Annotated in this window: 12 protein-coding genes; 8 read left to right on the top strand and 4 right to left on the bottom strand. The window is 57.2% G+C overall.

The genetic code is table 11. From position 1 onward, the window contains the following. Positions 1-203: 203 nt before the first annotated feature. From AC0B60_RS05705 to tpiA, 5 genes are all read left to right on the top strand, one after another. Entirely contained in the window at positions 204-1952 is a 1749-nt protein-coding gene (locus tag AC0B60_RS05705; protein WP_085680143.1) for an ABC transporter substrate-binding protein, read from the top strand. Positions 1953-2221: 269 nt separating this feature from the next. Continuing rightward, positions 2222-2896: a hypothetical protein gene (locus AC0B60_RS05700; protein WP_465084762.1), complete on the top strand. Its 675-nt coding sequence runs from the start codon at positions 2222-2224 to the stop codon at positions 2894-2896. A 138-nt stretch (positions 2897-3034) separates the two neighbouring features. Then, positions 3035-4228: a methyl-accepting chemotaxis protein gene (locus tag AC0B60_RS05695; RefSeq protein WP_465084760.1), complete on the top strand. Its 1194-nt coding sequence runs from the start codon at positions 3035-3037 to the stop codon at positions 4226-4228. 173 nt (positions 4229-4401) lie between these two features. Next, the gene (eno, locus tag AC0B60_RS05690) at positions 4402-5703 is read left to right on the top strand and encodes a phosphopyruvate hydratase (RefSeq protein WP_465084758.1); all 1302 of its coding nucleotides are present in this window, start codon (positions 4402-4404) and stop codon (positions 5701-5703) included. Between the two features lie 32 nt (positions 5704-5735). Beyond that, positions 5736-6524 (top strand): triose-phosphate isomerase, encoded by a 789-nt coding sequence (tpiA, locus tag AC0B60_RS05685; RefSeq protein ID WP_465084757.1) that lies wholly within the window; start codon positions 5736-5738, stop codon positions 6522-6524. Here the strand turns inward: tpiA and AC0B60_RS05680 are convergent, their stop codons facing one another. From AC0B60_RS05680 to AC0B60_RS05670, 3 genes are all read right to left on the bottom strand, one after another. After that, entirely contained in the window at positions 6525-7775 is a 1251-nt protein-coding gene (locus AC0B60_RS05680) for an ABC transporter substrate-binding protein (protein WP_465084756.1), read from the bottom strand. 166 nt (positions 7776-7941) lie between these two features. After that, the gene (locus AC0B60_RS05675; RefSeq protein ID WP_465084754.1) at positions 7942-8829 is read right to left on the bottom strand and encodes an aldo/keto reductase; all 888 of its coding nucleotides are present in this window, start codon (positions 8827-8829) and stop codon (positions 7942-7944) included. Between the two features lie 2 nt (positions 8830-8831). After that, positions 8832-10655, bottom strand: a complete 1824-nt coding sequence (locus tag AC0B60_RS05670) for an alpha-amylase (RefSeq protein WP_465084752.1) — start codon at positions 10653-10655, stop codon at positions 8832-8834. A gap of 262 nt (positions 10656-10917) precedes the next feature. Between AC0B60_RS05670 and malE the strand changes: the two genes are divergently transcribed. The 3 genes from malE to malG all read left to right on the top strand — a co-directional run bounded on the left by malE (position 10918) and on the right by malG (position 14637). Continuing rightward, a complete protein-coding gene (gene malE, locus AC0B60_RS05665; RefSeq protein WP_465084750.1) occupies positions 10918-12132 on the top strand; it encodes a maltose/maltodextrin ABC transporter substrate-binding protein MalE in 1215 nt (404 codons plus the stop codon). A 110-nt stretch (positions 12133-12242) separates the two neighbouring features. Then, a complete protein-coding gene (malF, locus tag AC0B60_RS05660) occupies positions 12243-13736 on the top strand; it encodes a maltose ABC transporter permease MalF (protein WP_465084749.1) in 1494 nt (497 codons plus the stop codon). A 10-nt stretch (positions 13737-13746) separates the two neighbouring features. Beyond that, complete coding sequence (gene malG, locus AC0B60_RS05655; RefSeq protein ID WP_041335489.1) at positions 13747-14637, top strand: maltose ABC transporter permease MalG; 891 nt, start codon at positions 13747-13749, stop codon at positions 14635-14637. A 315-nt stretch (positions 14638-14952) separates the two neighbouring features. Here malG and malK read toward each other — a convergent pair whose 3' ends face one another. After that, a complete protein-coding gene (gene malK / locus AC0B60_RS05650; RefSeq protein WP_465084747.1) occupies positions 14953-16068 on the bottom strand; it encodes a maltose/maltodextrin ABC transporter ATP-binding protein MalK in 1116 nt (371 codons plus the stop codon). Positions 16069-16071: the final 3 nt, after the last annotated feature.

The raw sequence follows: 16071 nt of genomic DNA, 5'->3' as shown, positions 1-16071 counted from the left end.
AAAGAATCTTAGGATTTATCGCTCAAAACGGTTGTAAAAATTTCTATAACGAACTATTTTCTTTTTAATGATCGGAATCGAACATCCCTATTCGGCTCCGTTTCCAGGAATAGCGGTCAGAACGCTATATAGGGAAAGCCGAAACGTATTGGCGCAAGCTGTCGCGTTTCGAACACACCAAAACAAGACGAATGAGGTTGGATATGTTCAAGAACAATAAATATCCGAAAACCCTCCTTCTGAGCGCTGCGATCGGCTCGGTGGGATTGGGGCTCAGTTTTCAGGCCAGTGCAGATCAGTATTCTGATGCCGCCAAGAAGTGGGTTAACGAGTCCTTCAAGAAGTCGACTCTGAGCAAAGAAGAGCAGATGAAGGAGATGGAGTGGTTCATCCAGGCCGCCAAGCAGTTCCGGGGTATGGATATCAACGTCGTCTCGGAAACCATTGCCACTCATGAATACGAATCCAAAGTCCTGGCTGAAGCGTTCAGTGAGATCACCGGCATCAATCTGACTCACACGCTGATCCAGGAAGGCGATGTTATCGAGAAGCTGCAGACACAGATGCAGTCCGGCCGGAACATCTACGATGGCTGGGTCAACGATTCTGACCTGATCGGTACTCACTTCCGCTACGGTAAGGTGATGCCCGTTGAGGACATCATGAACGGAGAAGGCAAGGACCTGACCCTGCCGACTCTGGACCTGGACGATTTCATCGGCCTTGACTTCACCACGGGCCCGGATGGCAAGCTTTACCAGCTGCCCGACCAACAGTTCGCCAACTTGTACTGGTTCCGTGCTGACTGGTTTGAGCGCGAAGACCTGAAAAAGCAATTCATGGACATCTACGGCTATGAGCTGGGCGTTCCGGTGAACTGGTCCGCCTATGAAGACATTGCCGAGTTCTTCTCCGTACACGTGAAGGAAATTGATGGTAAGCGTGTCTACGGCCACATGGATTACGGCAAGAAAGACCCGTCACTGGGCTGGCGTTTCACGGATGCCTGGTTCTCCATGGCCGGTGCCGGCGACAAGGGCCTGCCAAATGGTTTGCCGGTCGACGAGTGGGGCATCCGTGTTGACGAATGTCATCCGGTCGGCGCCAGCGTCAGCCGCGGCGGTGCAACCAATGGGCCTGCCGCTGTGTATGCAACCACCAAGTATGTTGACTGGTTGGAAAAATACGCGCCGCCGGAGGCGCCGGGTATGACATTCTCTGAAGCTGGTCCCGTACCCGCTCAGGGCGCTGTTGCCCAGCAAATCTTTTGGTATACCGCCTTCACTGCCAGCATGATCGAAGACGGTTTGCCGGTGGTCAACGAAGACGGCACCCCGAAGTGGCGCATGGCCCCTTCACCACGTGGGCCCTACTGGGAAGAAGGCATGAAACTGGGTTATCAGGACGTGGGCTCCTGGACCTTCATGAAGTCCACCCCTGAAAAGCGTCGCCTTGCGGCCTGGTTGTATGCACAGTTCACGGTGTCCAAAACCGTTTCTCTGGAAAAGACCATCGCTGGCCTGACGCCGATCCGCGAGTCTGATATCGAATCGGATGCCATGACCGAAATGGCGCCCAAACTTGGTGGTCTTGTGGAGTTCTACCGTAGCCCGGCCCGCGTTCAGTGGTCGCCGACGGGTACCAACGTACCGGATTATCCGAAGCTGGCTCAGCTCTGGTGGCAGTATATTGCTCAGGCTGCAAGTGGCGAAGCAACGCCACAGAAAGCACTGGACGGACTGGCGCAGGCACAGGATCGTGTCATGGAGCGTCTCGAACGTGCCAGTGTCCAGGAAACCTGCGGTCCGAAGCTGAACGAGCCGCGTGATCCCCAGTACTGGCTGGATCAGCCGGGCGCGCCCAAACCGAAGCTGGACAACGAAAAGCCGAAAGGCAAAACCGTCCGCTACGAAGAGCTGCTCAAAACCTGGGAAGAAGCTCGCGAGAGCTGATTTCTGAGGCGGCTCGAGTAGTCACTCAGTAAATCACTTACCTGTAGTGCCCTGCCGTTGTCCCGAGTTTCCCGGGGCAGCGGCAGACCTAACACCGTCAGGTCGGTGGGTCTTGGCCGGTTGCTTTCATTCCCCCCCTATTAGCATTTCAGGTGTTCCCCCGTGTTTAGCGGGTTGACCCTGCCGGCCCTTTTTCCGCCTTTCTGCACCTGATCCTTCCTTTCCAAATTCCGGGCCTGTCCAGGGCTGGCAGTAGGGGTTGATAGGGCATGAGAAAAATTTCAGTTATCCATCGTCTATACCTGGGCTTCGGTTTGCTTTGTGTGATCATCGCAAGCTGGGGGCTGTTCAATGGCAATATGATGACATCCATTTCCGAGGGTACGTCTGCGGTAAAGGAGAGAATCTTCCCGTTTCAGCGTGCTGTCCAGGCTGTCGAGGCAACGACAGGTGGCAGTGGCATGGCGGTCATCTCGCTCGCCAGGGTGAGGGACAACCAGGAACTAAAAGCCCGCTATGGAAGGCTGATAGATAAAATGACCGCGCTGGATAAGCAGGTGGCGTCACTCGCTGCCGAAGCCGGCGAAATCCGCTTGCTTACTGGATTCGAGGAACCCGCTCAGCAGTACCGGGAGGCCCTTGGCGCGCTACAAAAACAAGCGGCCAGGCTTAGCGAACACCAGGCGGACGTTATTCGCGTATCTGAATCAGTGAACCGTGATTTATCCGACTTTCTTGCCAAAGCCTCGGAAATGAAACAGTTGTTGCTTCGTGAAGCATCAGCGCCCGCAGGGTCTGACATTTATCTGAAAGACCTGCTCATGACGGTCATGGGGAATCTGTCCAATATTGAACTGCTAATTATGCAATTGGTCAGCACCGACGATGCCGAACGGCTCAAAGCCGTGGTGGAAAACCTGCGATTCAACACCGTGACGGTTTAGCAGGATATTGAGGCCATCATTGGCGAGATTGCGTCGCTGGAGTCGCTTGCGCCTATCGCAAACGATTTCTTTGAGTCGGTCAACAGTGAGGCCGGCATAGTCAGCCAGTATTACGATTACCGCAGCAACCTGCTGGCGGTGAACAGCACGGTCGTCGAGATAGAGACCGGGCTTGATAACCTCAACAGCCATATTGACCAGATGGTCACGGCAGCCGGAGAGGCCGCTGTACAGACCGTCGATAACCTGGATGCCACGGCGCGTTTCTCGGAACAGCTGGTGTATTACCTAGTACCGCTAATTCTGTTTATTGCCGTTGTGATCTCGGTGTGGTTGGGGCGGTTGATCAGTATTCCTCTGCGCGCCACCGTCAATCACCTCTCGGCGATGGCTGGGGGTGACTATAGCCGCGAGCTAACGTTCCGCGCCAACGGCGAGTTCATCGAACTGAAAGAGTCGGCCAATAAGCTCGCAGCGGCCATGCGTGAGGTGTTGGGAAGCCTGCAGAAAGCCGGTGGTGAAATTACCGGTGTGGCGGCGTCCAACGCGGATTTTTCCCACGACCTGAGCCAGCGTATTCGTGGACAGTCCGATGACCTGAATTCAATCGCTACTGCCATGACGCAAATGGAGGCGTCCTGCCATCATGTTGCGGAATCCGTCATGGATACCCACCAACTGGTAGAGTCGGTGAACAGCAGGGTGGATGAAAGCAAGGCGACTGCAAACGCCAACATGAAATGTGTAAATGAGCTGGAAGAGCAGGTCCAGCAGACCTCTGGCAAGCTGAAGAAGCTGGAGAGTGCGTCTCATGATATCGGGCGCATCACCGAGTCCATCGATGAAATTGCCAACCAGACCAACCTGCTGGCGCTTAACGCGGCGATTGAATCCGCCAGGGCCGGGGAGTTCGGTCGAGGCTTCGCGGTGGTGGCCGATGAGGTCCGGCAGCTTGCCCAGAAGACCACCAACAGCACGGAAACCATCCGTGGCCTGGTCAACCGTCTCCAGGGGGATGCAGCGGAAGCTGTGAGTTCCATGGGCGACAGTTTCCAGCGCCTGGAATCGGTCAAATCCCTGATTAGGGATGCCTCCAAAGGCGTTGAAACCATTCGTGAAGCCGTCGACCAGATCCGCAATAGCGCGGAACATGTTCGTACCGGGATGGATGAGCAGGAAGATGTGAGCCGTTCGGTTTCACGAAATGTCACTGAGATCAGCGGGTCGTCATCGGAAAACCTGGCCGAGATTGAGCAATTGGTAGCGACCAGCGATCAGCTCAAGGCATCGATGAGTGATATCGAAGCGTTGATCGGAAGGTTCCGGGTGTAGTCAAAACTGGCGGAAGTTCCTATTCGGGTTTTCCATATAACAAAATCATATGAAATTTTGTTCTTTTTCGCTTGTTAATGTTCGTAAACGAATATTAGAATTGATGAAGCTGTTCGAAAGTGCACCTAATGTGTGCGGAAACAAAAACAACACGATCAGGCAGGTTAATGATTATGGAGCGTATTCAGTCCGTATTCGCCCGGGAAATTCTGGATTCTCGTGGTTTTCCCACAGTGGAAGTGGATGTTGAATTGGGAAACGGCGTGGTCGGACGCGGTCGCGCCCCGTCGGGAGCCTCCACGGGGTCCAGGGAGGCCCTGGAGAAAAGGGACGGCGACCCCAATCGGTACAACGGCAAGGGCGTCCTGGGTGCCGTGGAAGCCGTCAACCGCAACATCGCGCCAGCGATTGAAAGCCGGGTGGTGTTTGACCAGTTGGTGATTGATCGGCTCATGCGCCACCTGGACGGCACCGATAACAAGTCCGGCTTTGGCGCAAATGGCATTCTCGCCGTGTCTCTGGCAGTTGCCGATGCCGCCGCCAATTTCCGTCAGCAACCGTTATACCGTTATCTGGCAGAACTCTATGGTTGCTCTGGCCCCTGTGTGTTGCCGGTGCCCATGATGAACATCATCAATGGTGGCGCCCATGCGGACAACACTGTCGATCTTCAGGAATTCATGATCCAGCCGGTTGGGGCGCCCAGCTATAGCGAGGCATTGCGAATGGGCGTCGAAACCTTCCATGCGCTGAAATCACTGCTCACTGAGAAGGGCCTTTCCACCGCCATTGGTGATGAAGGTGGTTTCGCGCCGGATCTGCGCTCTAGTGAAGAGGCGCTGGATCTCATCCTCGAAGCCGTGGTCAGGGCAGGGTATTGCCCGGGCACGGATATTGTTCTGGCACTGGACTGCGCCGCGTCTGAATTCTATCGCGATGGTCGCTACGAGCTGTCTGGCGCTGGAGAGAGCTTTGACTCCGCCGGCTTTGCCGACTACCTGCTGTCGCTGGCCAGGCAGTATCCCATTGCCTCCATTGAGGATGGCATGGATGAAGATGACTGGGACGGCTGGAAGCTGCTGACCGAAAAGCTGGGGGAACGGGTGCAACTGGTAGGGGACGACCTGTTCGTGACCAATGCGTCACTGATTGCGGATGGCGTACGGAAGGACATCGCCAATTCGGTTCTGATCAAGTTCAACCAGATCGGCACGCTGTCTGAAACCTTTGAAGCCATTGGAGTGGCACAGGATTCTGGCTACACCGCAGTTATATCTCATCGCAGCGGCGAAACCGAGGATACCTTCATTGCCGATCTGGCCGTGGCAACCCGTGCCGGTCAGATCAAGACCGGTTCCCTTTGCCGCTCTGACCGTGTGGCCAAGTATAACCGGCTGTTGCGTATCGAACAGGACCTTGGTGCGCACGCTTTCTATCCCGGTGTTGGAGCCATTCGCTGTGCCCTGGATACCTGACACATCGATACGAGGAATCACAGGAGACAACCATGAGAAAACCCATATTGATTGCGAACTGGAAAATGAACGGTAGCCTGCATTCCAACCAGGCACTGCTTGTGCGGATGCTGGTCAAGCTCCGTCCCTTTCGCAAAACCATCGACATGGCCATTTGCCCGCCTTCCCCCTATCTGTTCCAGCTAAGGGACCTACTTGGTTATACCGGCATTGCTCTCGGGGCGCAGAACGCCAGCCGTGCGACGTCCGGAGCGCACACCGGCGAGGTCAGCGCCACCATGCTGCATGAAATGGGGTGTCGTTACGTACTGGTCGGGCACTCGGAACGACGCGCGCTTTACCACGAATCCGACGATGATGTCGCTACCCGGTTCCAGCAGGTGCTCTCCGCGGGGCTGATACCGGTTATGTGTGTTGGCGAAACCCTGGAAGAGCGGGAACAGGGCCAGACTATGTCGGTGGTTGAAAAACAGCTGCAGGCGGTAATCGACCAGAGCAGCATGGCTGGTTTGGCCAGTAGCATTATTGCCTATGAGCCGGTCTGGGCCATTGGCACCGGCAGAACCGCTACCCCGGAGCAGGTGGCGGACACCCACCGGGCTATCCGCCAGTATCTGGAGAACTGTGAGACGGGCGCAGGGCAGTCCGTGCGCATTGTTTATGGTGGCAGTGTGAAAGCGGCCAACGCGGCTGCTCTGTTCTCGTCACCCGAAGTGGATGGCGGCCTGATCGGCGGGGCGTCCCTGCAGGCGGACGAGTTTTCGAACATTGGCGCGGCGCTGGCAAACACGGTTAACCCTGTGACATCGACGCTCACCTAGCTAGAGGTTGAGCGGCTGTCCGGCTTCCTTGCGTCTGGCTTCCCATTCCTCCCGGGTCTGGGCGGCCTCGTCGCCAGGCATGGAATCGATGATCTCGAAGTAGTCTGCCGAGTATTCGTCTTCCATGATCTGATTGCGGGGCTTTACCCGCACGACGTAGACCGTTTGGATGTTCTGGTGGTCAAAGTCCCGCCAGTACTGCTCGTCCTTCAGGAAGGTATAGCGCTGGCCTTCCAGGGTGCGGATAAGCCGGCTTGTATCCGTAGTGCCAGTACGTTCCACGGCGTCCTTGTATTGATAGACAATGCTGTAGGCGGAGGCGGCAGCCGTGGAGGGGCGCATTTCGTACCGGCTTGAGAAGGCCTCCACGAACTCTTTGCCACGCGTATAGTTGTACTGGTAGGGAACGCTCCAGACCCAGGGCGATCCGCCGACGACGCCTTCCATAATGGTGGGGCCCACTTGGCGGGCCATTCCCAGGGTAAGATTGGGAACCACCACCTGCATCTTCTTCGTCAGCCCCATTTCATAGGCCACATTCAGCGCACGCACCATATCGTCGCCGAACAACACCATCATCAAGACTTTCGCGCCACTTTGTTCTGCCTGTTCCAATGCCTGGCGAAAATCCGTAATCAACGCACGAGGGAAGGGCGTCTTCACGCCCTGGTGAGCCTCGGTGTTTTCGGTATTGGTGAATTTCCGGACCGACTTCTCCACCGACCAGCCCCAGGTATAGTCTGCCGTGATGTAAAAGTATTCGTCGCCGGCATGCTGGGTATTGAGGTATTGGCTCAATACCTTTGCCGTCATCCAAGCGTTGTAGGGTTCGCGAAACATGTGGCTGTGGCCTGCGGAACCGGTGGTGGCGTTAGAGTAGGTCAGGGTGCCGAAGTAGAGTCGGTTCCGGTCCCTCGCTGCCCTGCCGGATGCGATAGCCACTGCGCTGGAAACACCACCAAACAGCATTTGAACACCTTCGCTGTCGATCAGCTCGGCGGTATTCTGCGCGCCCTTTTCAGGTTCACCGGAGGTGTTCCGTATCACCAATTCCACCTCACGCCCCATGATACCGCCGGCTTTGTTGATTTCATCAACGGCCAGGAAAGCGCCCAGGCGTTGTTGCAGCCCCTGATCCTTGTAGCGGCCGGTCTGAGGGTAGTTGAGGCCGATTTTCAGGGCTTCAGCGGCAACGGGCATTGCCGCGACCAGAGTCAGTAGAAAAGAGAGAAGCAGCTTCTTGCAGAGCATTGGCACAGGCCTCCTTGGTCGCGCCGGGCCGGGAATGCGGGCCCTGATATTGTTTTTGTGAATCGGGACCAGTGTCGCGGGTGTCTGCAAGAGCAACAATCGGACTAAGGTGGAAGTTGTGTAACGATTTGTCAGGCGTTGACGGACTTCACAACGCATACCCGGGTCAGGCAACCGCGGTATTGCGAACCGATTCCAGAAGCCGGTACCAGAGGGCCCGTGGCATAGGGCTTCGAGCGCCATTGAGCGCTGAGTGAATGCGCTCGGGGTTCATGGAACCCAGCACGGGTATAGGCGTTCCGGGAATCTGTCGTAACCAGGCGATAGCTACGCCGGTGTCATCCAGACCGGTTTCTTCACGAGCCTCTTCCATCAGTTCTGCTGGGATGCGATCCGCCAGGCTACCACCGCCCAGCGGCGACCACGCCAGCCAACGCAGCCCATCGGCAAGGTGGGCTTCGAGCGTGCCGTCGAATAACGGATTGGTGTGGGCCAGTGATAACTGGCTTTGATTGCACACCAGCGGTAGCTCGGTGTTCCGGGCCAACCATCGCCACTGCTCTGGCAGGAAGTTGGATACGCCGATCTGGCGAATCTTGCCTGCGGAGACCGCTGCTTCCAGTACCCGGGCAACATCCTGGGCGTGCATCAACGGGTCCGGACGGTGAATCAGGAAGGTGTCAATCTGTTCTACCGCCAGTGAGGCGAGGGCCTTGTTGATCGCGTTTTCCACGTAATCCGCTTCGGCCCGGTAGTGTTTTACCCGCCACTGAGAGGTATCCCGGTCCGCCGGCACAATACCGGTTTTGGTGATCACTCGCAGTTTTTGGGCCAGGGCCGGGTGTGCCCGTAACGCGTCCCCGAACAGCCGTTCACACTCACCACCACCGTAGATATCGGCATGATCGAACACGTTCAGGCCTTCATCAAGCCTTGCGGCAACCCAGTCTGCGAGCTGGGCTGGCTGCGTGAGCCGGGGATGGTCATGCAGCCGCATCATCCCCAGTATAAGGGGTGTTTCCGGTGTAAATCCTGCTGTTTGGGTGTTGTCCACGATTACTCCTTGCCGAAGGCGATAACCACCCGGTCGTCGCCGTGGGTTCTTGAAAAAACGTAAGGTTCGGAACTGAGTTGTTTGTGTTCCCCAGCACCAATCGCTGGGTGATGTGCCCGGAACTGGCCCAGCTTTCTCCAGTGGGACAGGATCGGCTCGGCCGTGCCGTTCTCAATGTCGGCCCAGTTCATGTCCGAACGGGTGCCCTGGTGGCCGTCGGACCCCGTTGGCCCGAAAGAACGGCCGGATTCGTCTCCGTAGAATATCTGAGTGGTGCCCGGTGTAAACAGCAGCGCACTGGCAGCGCGTTTCTGCATTGCCGGGTCATTATCGGCAATGCGGCTGAACAACTGGGTGTCGTGGGATGAGATATAGCTCATCACGTTGAAGGGTTCGGCGCCGTGCATCTTGGCGGAGTACTCGCTGTAGATGGGTTCCATGGCGGGCAGGCAGGCGGCCCCGGCCTGGGCTTCTTCCTGCAGGTCAAAGTTGATGACGGCGTCGAATCCGGCATCAAAGTAGCTGCTTCGGGTCACTGTATGGGGGAATACCTCCGCGACCATCCAGAACTCTTCCGCTGGCAACGGCTGGCCGGGATTATTGGCGCGATAGGTGTCCAGTGCATTCTGAGCTTCGGCTTTCAGTTGTTTCCAGGCTTCCGGCTCCACGTGCTTGGCGGTGTCCACCCGGAAACCATCAACACCGAACTCGCGCACCCAATCGGTCAGCCAGGTGACCAGATAATCCCGGACGGTGGCGTCTTCAAGCTGTGTGGCGCGGGTGTTTTCCTTGTTCTGCAGGAAAATGGGCAGGTCCACCGTTTTATCGGATTCCGTCTTGAAATCCGGCAGGAAGGCGAGGGAGCCCCGTACCGGATCGATGGAGGCTTTGGGCGGCGTGTCGTAATCGCCGATGCCGGCGCGAACCCAGTCCTTGCCCCACCAGTTGGCCCAGCCCGGATGATCGTAGTCGATCAGGGCATGGTAAGCGTGGAAATCCTCCCAGGATTCCGGTCGCCAGTCACCCCATTGTTCGGGCAGGTGTTTCTCAAAGCCTTCGCGTAGACCACCAACGTTGAAGGTCTGCATGTCCTGGAGGGTGGCGTAGCCCGGGTGGTTCATCACCACGTCCATAACCACACGAATGCCACGGGCATGGGCCTCTTCCACCAGGGTGCGGAATTCCTCGCGGGTGCCGAAGTTGGCGTCCGGGCGGGTGAAGTCCAGGGCGTAATAACCGTGATATCCATAGTGTTGGAAGTCCCCCCGGTCCCCACCGCCAACCCAACCGTGAATTTGCTCGAAGGGCGGGGTGACCCAGACGGCGTTGACGCCGAGATCCTCCAAATAGTCCAGTTTCTCTGTCAGGCCCGCGAAATCCCCGCCATGAAAGGTGCCGATCTCATCCTTGCCGTCGGGCTTACGGCCGTAGTTCTCGTCATTGTCGGTGCGGCCATTGGCGAAGCGGTCCGTCACGGCAAAGTAGACGGTCGCGCCCGCCCAGGTGAAGCTCTGCTCCGGAGCGTCGACGGCTTCCAGCAGTAACAGGCCTTCGGCGTCCGGGGCAGGGGCCAGAGTGACTTTGCCATTTGTTACCTGTGCTTTGTTGCCACTGTAGTAGTCTCGCACCCAGTCGCCGTTTTTGAAGGTATCGCCGACCGTCACGGCCATCTCTGCCTGGGTGGCAATGCACTGTCCGCCGGTCGAAACAGCGCGGTTATCTGAGGGTGGGGCGGCGGTCTCGAACTGGCCACCGGCGCAGCCTGCAAGCGAGAGGCACGTCACAAGGCTGGCGGTAAACCTGAGGTTTTTCGGGGTCTGGCTCATGCAATGGGCTCCGGTTCCATTTATTGTTGTGGTTATTCAATCAAACCAGACCTGGAGGGTGGGTGGTAGACGGAATTCACTACGCCTCACTACTCCCCCATTCTACGCCTCAGGGAATGAAATCAGGGCTGATGCCAGCACCGGCAAATTGCAACACAGTTCGGTTACTCGCAATAAAAAGATTTGCGTTCAGCCCGCCCGGCCAACCTCGTGTCAGGGCGGACAACAAGAATAAGGCAAGAACAAGCAGAGGAAACACCTGATGAATCGTCGAACTTTTATCCGCATCTCCCTTAACCGCAGTACAATGGCTGCTGCCATTGTTGCAGCAACGTTTGGACTGTCTGCTCCCGCCCACGCTGAGATCGAGGAAGGGAAGCTTCTGGTCTGGATCAACGGCGACAAGGGCTATGACGGCCTGCAGGAGGTGGGCGACTGGTTTACCGAGGAAACCGGCATCCCCGTTGAGGTGGCTCACCCCGACAGTGCCACCGACAAGTTCCAGCAATCCGCCGCCACGGGCAACGGCCCGGACATCTTTATCTGGGCCCACGACCGTTTCGGCGAGTGGGCACAAAGCGGCATCATCTCAGAGGTCAAGCCGTCACAGCGCGTTATCGATGAAAACTTCGATTTCACCTGGGATGCCGTGACCGTCGACGGCAAGATGTACGGTTATCCCATGGCTGTAGAGTCCATTGGGCTGATCTACAACAAGGATCTGGTGCCCGAGCCGCCAACCGCCTTTGAGGACATCCCTGCCATCCACAAACAACTGGCGGAAGATGGCAAACGCGCCATTCTGTGGGACTACAACAACACCTATTTCACCTGGCCAATGATCGCCGCGGCTGGCGGCTACATCTTTGCCCAGAACGAAGACGGCAGCTACGACGTCAAAGACACCGGTGTGAACAACGAGGGTGCCATGAAAGGCGCCAACATGCTCACAACCTTGATTGAAGAAGGCGTTATGCCTCGCGGTGCCGATTACAGCGCCATGGAGTCCAGCTTCAACAAAGGCGAAACCGCGATGATGATCAACGGCCCCTGGGCCTGGGGCAACCTGGAGAAAAGCGGTATTAACTTTGGGGTTGCCAAGTTGCCCACCGTCGATGGCCAGCCCAGTAAACCCATGGTTGGCGTGATGGCGGCTACCCTCAATACGGCCAGCCCCAACAAGGACCTGGCAGTGGAATTCCTTGAGAACTACGCGTTGTCGGTCAAAGGCCTGAAAATGGTCAACAACGACGTGCCCCTGGGTGCGGTCGCCAACAAGGCGTTCATGGACGAGCTGTCGTCGAACCCGAATATTGCAGCGACGTTTGAAAATGCCCAGTTGGGTGAACCTATGCCGAGTGTGCCTGCCATGGGCGCTTTCTGGTCCTCCATGGGGCCGGCTCTGCAGAACATCACCTCTGGACGACAGCCCGTTGAGGACGCCCTGAATTCGGCAGCACAGCGCATTACCCGGTAATACCGGTTGTTGTAACTCTGCCGTCGCCCGACGCGGCGACGGCTTTAAACGGGCTGACTACAATGATAACGGAAACCCTGTCCTCCCCCGGAACCGAAAGCAGACTTCCAATGACTCGAATGATTTTAAAGTGGGGTGCCCTGGCCGCATTGGTGGGCATGGCGCTCTACCTGATACTGGCACTGTATGCCCAGCAGGAGTTCGTGTTCGCGATGCTGTTCCTGGTGCTGACCGCATCGGCGGTGTTCGTATTCGTGAACAAGAAACTCTACGCCCATCGCTACATTTTCCCTGCGGTAGCCGGTATGGGAGTGTTTGTTATTTTTCCGCTGATGTACACGGTTGGTATTGGCTTTACCAACTACAGTGCCAGCAATCTACTGAGTTTTGAGCAGGTTAAGGACAATCTGATGGACCGGACCTACCAGTCCGATTCCATTCGCTATAACTATGAGCTTTTCAACACCGATGCCGGTTATGTGATCTATCTAGAGGGCAAACACCAGGACCTGGTATCGGCCCCATTGGCGTTGGACGGCTCTGACACCAGCGCGCCGGTCTTACCTGCTTCGGGTAAGCCAGCTGGCGAGCCGCTGGCCATTCGCGACATCATCCAGTTGCGATCCGAACTGTCGCAGCTGGACCTGTTGACCGAAGACGGCCGCGAACTGAGCATGGCCAGCCTGCGTGCCTTTGCGGCCATCAACGCCCAGTTCACAGTGCACGACAACGGCAGCATCACTAATAATCAGACGGACGTGACTTACTTCCCGGACCACGACACCGGCTTCTACCGAAGTGCGGATGGCCAGACGCTGTCGCCGGGGTGGACCGTAAACATAGGATGGGACAACTATCTGAAGGTGGTGTCCGACCCAAGCATTCGTGGGCCGTTCTTCGAAATATTTGTATGGACGCTGTCTTTTGCCGTGGCAACCGTGGTGTTCACCCTGGCACTTGGGCTGTTGCTTGCGAACCTCCTGCAGTGGGACCAGATTCGCGGAAAGGGCTTCTACCGCACCATGCTAATCCTGCCCTACGCGGTGCCAGCGTTTATTTCGATCCTGGTGTTCAAAGGTCTGTTCAACCAGAATTTCGGTGAGATCAACCTGGTGCTGGAAGGCCTGTTCGGGCTGCGCCCTGATTGGTTTAGTGATCCGGCCCTGGCACGAACCATGATACTGATCGTCAATACCTGGCTGGGCTACCCCTACATGATGTTGCTCTGCATGGGCTTATTGCAGGCGATACCTCGGGATCTCTACGAGGCCTCCGCCATGGACGGGGCAGGGCCGGTGAACAACCTGTTCAATGTCACCCTGCCGCTGATCATCAAGCCGTTAATGCCGCTGTTGATTGCCAGCTTTGCGTTCAACTTCAATAACTTCGTTCTGATTGCTCTGTTGACTGGCGGTGCGCCCGATATTATCGGCGCAAGCACACCTGCGGGCACTACCGACCTGCTGGTGAGCTACACCTACCGCATTGCGTTCCAGGACTCCGGACAGAACTTTGGCCTGGCGGCTGCTATAGCCACCGCCATCTTCCTGGTGGTTGGTGCCCTGTCGCTGATCAACCTGAAACTGTCCAAAATAAAAGTATAAGGAGCTACCCATGGCGATGGTTCAACCCCGCTCCACCAAGTATCGCGTTCTGGCGTCGCATCTCGGGATGCTGGGCTTTATCGTGATCATCCTGTTCCCGCTGCTGATGGTCATCTCCATCTCCTTCCGCAGCGGCAACTTTGCAGCCGGCAGCCTGCTGCCGGAGAACCCTTCGCTGGAACACTGGTACCTGGCGCTGGGCATTCCCTACACCGGGGAGGACGGCACGGTCACCCAGCCGCCGTTCCCGGTGCTGTTGTGGCTGTGGAACTCCATCAAGATCGCAGTGATCTCCTCGGTGATGATCCTGGCCCTCTCGACCACCAGTGCCTACGCCTTCGCCCGCATGCGTTTTGCAGGCAAAGGCTTTGTGCTCAAGTCGATGCTGATCTTCCAGATGTTCCCGCCGGTGCTGTCCCTGGTGGCGCTGTATGCCCTGTTTGACCAGATAGGCAACCATGTGAGCTGGCTGGGGCTGAACACCCACGGTGCGGTGATTGTGGCGTCCCTTGGTGGCATGGCCTTGCATATCTGGACCATCAAGGGCTACTTCGATTCCATCGACCGCTCCCTGGAAGAGGCCGCCATCGTGGATGGCGCGACCACCTGGCAGGCGTTCCGCTACATCCTGCTGCCGCTGTCAGTTCCAATTCTGGTGGTGGTGTTCATCCTGGCCTTCATCATGACCATCATGGAATACCCGATGGCCTCAGTGCTGCTGGTGGATACTGACAAACTGACCCTGGCGGTCGGCGCGCAGCAATACCTTTACGAGCAGAACTACCTGTGGGGTGACTTCGCCGCCGCAGCGGTGTTATCCGGGCTGCCCATCACACTGATCTTCCTGTACTGCCAGAAATGGATTGTTGGCGGGTTAACCGCTGGTGGCGTCAAAGGCTGATGCCACCACCCCTTCCGCGAGAAATGCGTCTTCCTTTTTCCGCACTTCGCGACCCGGTCAGGCTAATCCCCCCCTGCTGACCGGGCTTTTTTTATTTTCTCGGCCGTTATCCGGCTACCACCTTGATAGCTGAACAGGCTGGTAGGTACTCCCGAAACCGTGCGGAGCCATGGATGGCGGAGCCGAGCGTACAGGGATGTATTCACAGCGTGTTTCAGGAGTATCCCCCAGCCTGATCGGCGGGCGGACAGGAACAGGACAAAAAAAGGGGCCGGTACCTGACGGAACCGGCCCCTGAAAAGGTGTCAGAGCAGATCAAAAATCAATGCAGGGTTCCCGGTAAAGCCGGGGGCAGGCGTCGCCGTCTTCGCGGAACAAGTGGCACTTGATGGCCTTGATGCCCAGGGTGACCTTCGAGCCTTCCTGGACCGGATCGCTGCCGTCGGTGCGCATGGTGATAACACCATCCACGCCGTTCACGTCCATATGCACCAGAGTCTGATAGCCCAGCCGTTCCACCACGGTCACTTCGCCGTCCAGATACATATCTGCTTCGTCGTCGTTGCTCAGGTGCTCCGGACGGATGCCCACGGTGACCGACTCACCAGCAGTGAGCTCGTGGCCGTTGATCGGCAGTTCCAGGGAGTGTTTGCCGGGCATGGTAACGGTCACGGACTGGCTGCTGGCGGACTCCACAGTGCCGTCGATGAAGTTCATCTTCGGTGAGCCGATAAACCCGGCTACAAAACGCGTGGCAGGGTAGTGGTATAGCTCCATGGGCTTGCCAACCTGGGCGATCGCGCCGCTGTCCAGGGCGACGATCTTGTCAGCCATGGTCATGGCTTCCACCTGATCGTGGGTGACATACACCATGGTGGCGTCCAGGCGCTTGTGCAGCCGGGAAATCTCGATGCGCATCTGCACCCGCAGGGAAGCGTCGAGATTGGACAGGGGCTCGTCGAACAGAAAAACCGTTGGCTCCCGCACGATGGTGCGGCCAATCGCAACACGCTGGCGCTGACCACCGGACAGATCCTTGGGTTTGCGTTCCAGTAGGTTGTTCAGTTGCAGCAGTTTGGCGGCGTCGTTAACGCGCCGGTCAATCTCGGCTTTGTCGGTTTTGGCGAGTTTGAGCCCGAAGGCCATGTTTTCCGCCACGTTCATGTGAGGGTAGAGTGCGTAGGACTGGAACACCATGCCCACTTCCCGTTCCTTGGGGGGCAGGTTGTTGACCTTGTCGTTGCCGATGTAAAGCTCGCCGGAGGTGATGTCCTCCAGCCCGGCGATCATTCGCAACAGGGTGGATTTGCCGCACCCGGAGGGGCCGACAAACACCACAAATTCCCCATCGTCGATATCCAGGTTCACATTGCGGGTGACCTGGGTTTCGTCATAACTCTTGCAGATATTTCGTAGTGTGACGCTGGCCATAAC

This window comes from Marinobacter sp. V34 (assembly GCF_055524115.1).
The sequence above is the reverse complement of the archived record's forward strand: the minus strand, read 5'-3'. Positions and strand labels throughout refer to the sequence as shown.

Bases quoted from the DNA above. Each gene is read 5' to 3' on its own strand.
- AC0B60_RS05705 (WP_085680143.1), top strand. From the start codon at position 204: ATGTTCAAGAACAATAAATATCCGAAAACCCTCCTTCTGAGCGCTGCG.
- AC0B60_RS05700 (WP_465084762.1), top strand. From the start codon at position 2,222: ATGAGAAAAATTTCAGTTATCCATCGTCTATACCTGGGCTTCGGTTTG.
- eno (WP_465084758.1), top strand. From the start codon at position 4,402: ATGGAGCGTATTCAGTCCGTATTCGCCCGGGAAATTCTGGATTCTCGT.
- tpiA (WP_465084757.1), top strand. From the start codon at position 5,736: ATGAGAAAACCCATATTGATTGCGAACTGGAAAATGAACGGTAGCCTG.
- AC0B60_RS05680 (WP_465084756.1), bottom strand. From the start codon at position 7,775: ATGCTCTGCAAGAAGCTGCTTCTCTCTTTTCTACTGACTCTGGTCGCG.
- AC0B60_RS05670 (WP_465084752.1), bottom strand. From the start codon at position 10,655: ATGAGCCAGACCCCGAAAAACCTCAGGTTTACCGCCAGCCTTGTGACG.
- malE (WP_465084750.1), top strand. From the start codon at position 10,918: ATGAATCGTCGAACTTTTATCCGCATCTCCCTTAACCGCAGTACAATG.
- malF (WP_465084749.1), top strand. From the start codon at position 12,243: ATGACTCGAATGATTTTAAAGTGGGGTGCCCTGGCCGCATTGGTGGGC.
- malG (WP_041335489.1), top strand. From the start codon at position 13,747: ATGGCGATGGTTCAACCCCGCTCCACCAAGTATCGCGTTCTGGCGTCG.
- malK (WP_465084747.1), bottom strand. From the start codon at position 16,068: ATGGCCAGCGTCACACTACGAAATATCTGCAAGAGTTATGACGAAACC.